General features: G+C 61.9%; 2 protein-coding genes and 1 pseudogene. All 3 read right to left on the bottom strand.

The window, feature by feature from the left end:
- Positions 1-218 (bottom strand): annotated as a pseudogene (locus tag ASE60_RS19130) (hypothetical protein); the annotation flags it as partial.
- A 465-nt stretch (positions 219-683) separates the two neighbouring features.
- On the bottom strand, positions 684-992 hold the full coding sequence (locus ASE60_RS35750; RefSeq protein ID WP_244495665.1) for a hypothetical protein: 309 nt from the start codon (positions 990-992) through the stop codon (positions 684-686).
- A 9-nt stretch (positions 993-1001) separates the two neighbouring features.
- Positions 1002-2105 (bottom strand): sulfatase-like hydrolase/transferase (locus tag ASE60_RS19125; protein WP_244495664.1); only part of this gene is annotated, 1104 nt, incomplete at both ends.

The following is a 2105-nucleotide window of genomic DNA, read 5'->3' as shown; positions in this document are numbered from 1 at the left end:
CGTTGTTCCGGCGTGGCATGCTCGACCCACATGCGCGTTTGGTTCTGCTCCGCAAGTGTGCTTACATCGACGACATTGATCTTGTCGCCGCTGTAGCTGCGTACAGTTTGCTCAATCTCTTTGGGCCAGTCCATTGCGGCACCCTGACCGTACACGATCCCAGTGAAGCTCAGGGCGGAGAGGCAGGCAAGCATAGAAAAAGTCGCAATGCGGTTCATTGTCATGCTCCTTCCTAGGTTTTGCGCTGGTGACCGGAGCGGCAACCAAGCGCGGCTGCTCAAACAACTCGTCGCAGCTGAGATTACGTGAAACTCCACTGAGCGATATTGTCCTTAGGGGAAGTCGTCGGCCGATGCACTTGCTCACCCGGGCCCTCGGTGGCGTTAGTTCGCGCATCCGCCGGAAAAGGGCTTCGAAGGCTGCGCCGGTCCCGTTGCTTTCAGAAGGTCGGAGTGAAAACATCGACAAGCCGGGAACCCACTGTCGTCAGTTGCCAGGCCGGGTTTTGAGATCGGCGTCTATCGTGTCGATCGTAGCAAGGCTTTAGTCTGGTGGCGGCAGTGCCGCCAGGTAACCGCAATAATATCGTTGCATGGTACGTATGGCCGCCGGGGTTGGCGCCGATTGCCGCGCTTGCGCCAGCCCTCGGACGGCACGTCGATTTTACTCCAGAGATGCTGACCTCAAAACTTTGTCATGTTCGCGGCCGGCGGGTTGGGCGATCGCACGAGGGTAGCCTTGTATTCCTCCACAGCCTTCAACAACGGCCCGAGGACCCAGTTATACATCTCGCCGATATTGTGCTCTTCGTGCGGATCCGACTCGATGTTGAACACCTTTGGATAGCCGTTCATCGGCGCCGCGCTGCTTCCCACGCCGCCCAGCAGCGTTGCGCCGCCAGGGCCGCTGCGGCCAGGTGCTACGTCGGCAAAATAGGCCCGGAACTGTTTCCAGCGGACGGCGACCAGGTCGGAGCCGACGAAGGTCAGCAAATGCTGGCNGCCGCTGCGGCCAGGTGCTACGTCGGCAAAATAGGCCCGGAACTGTTTCCAGCGGACGGCGACCAGGTCGGAGCCGACGAAGGTCAGCAAATGCTGGCGATGTCCGCTGTCATTGTCGCCGAGCAGCAGGTCGCTCTGGTCGATCCCATCGAACGGCCGGTCGTCCGGCACCTTGCCGCCCGCAAGCTTCGCGAATGTCGGGAAGAAATCCATGATCGAGAACATCGCATAGGAGGATCGCGGCTTGATCCGTTGCGGCCAGCGGATCACCGCGGCGGTGCGGATCGCGCCCTCGCTGACGTCGCCCAGCGCGCCACGATAGGGTCCTGTCGTTCCCATATCCGGCATGTCGGTGCCGAACCGGCTCGCACCGGGGCCGTCTGGTCCATTGTCGGAGGCGAAGACCACGATGGTGTCTTCCTCAATGCCAAGATCCTTCAATGCGTCGAGSATCGTGCCGACGATCGCGTCGCCCTCCATCAGSGAGTCGCCGAACTGGCCGATGCGGGAAGCTCCTTCGAAGCGCTTCGAGGGSAGGTTCGGAAAGTGCGTCCGGGAAATCGGCAGATACARGAAGAACGGCTTGCCTGCCGCCTTTTGGCGCCKCATGAAATCGACGCCGCGGTCCACCAGTTCCCAGTCGATCCCGCGACGCACTTCCTCGGTATAGGGTTTCACCAGCTTCACCGGCTCTCCCCGTTTGGCCTCGACGATGTGCGGCCCCTTGTCGAGCGGGACGTCGATGGACTTGGTCTGATGGCCCTGGCGGATCATCCCGAACGCGTCCCAGGTGTCACCAGGAGGGATTCCGTAAAACTCGTCGAAGCCCTGGTTCTGCGGCTGGCTATAGACCTGGGCGCCAAGATGCCACTTGCCGAAGATCGCCGTGGCGTAGCCGGCGTCGTGCAGCATTTCCGCCATGGTGATTTCCTTGTCCGGCAGCGAGAAAGGCGTGCCTGCGACCGCGACCAGCGATAGCCCGGAGCGGATGGAATAGCGACCTGTCATCAAAGCGGCGCGCGACGGCGTGCAGGATGGCTCGACCAGGAACTGCGTCAGCCGCAGGCCCTCTGCGGCGAGCTGGTCGATGCGCGGCGTCGGCGA

Origin of the sequence: Ensifer sp. Root278 (genome assembly GCF_001429285.1) — a bacterium.
Classification (GTDB): domain Bacteria; phylum Pseudomonadota; class Alphaproteobacteria; order Rhizobiales; family Rhizobiaceae; genus Ensifer.
Note: the sequence above shows the minus strand (reverse complement) of the source record. Positions and strands in the feature narration are given on the sequence as shown.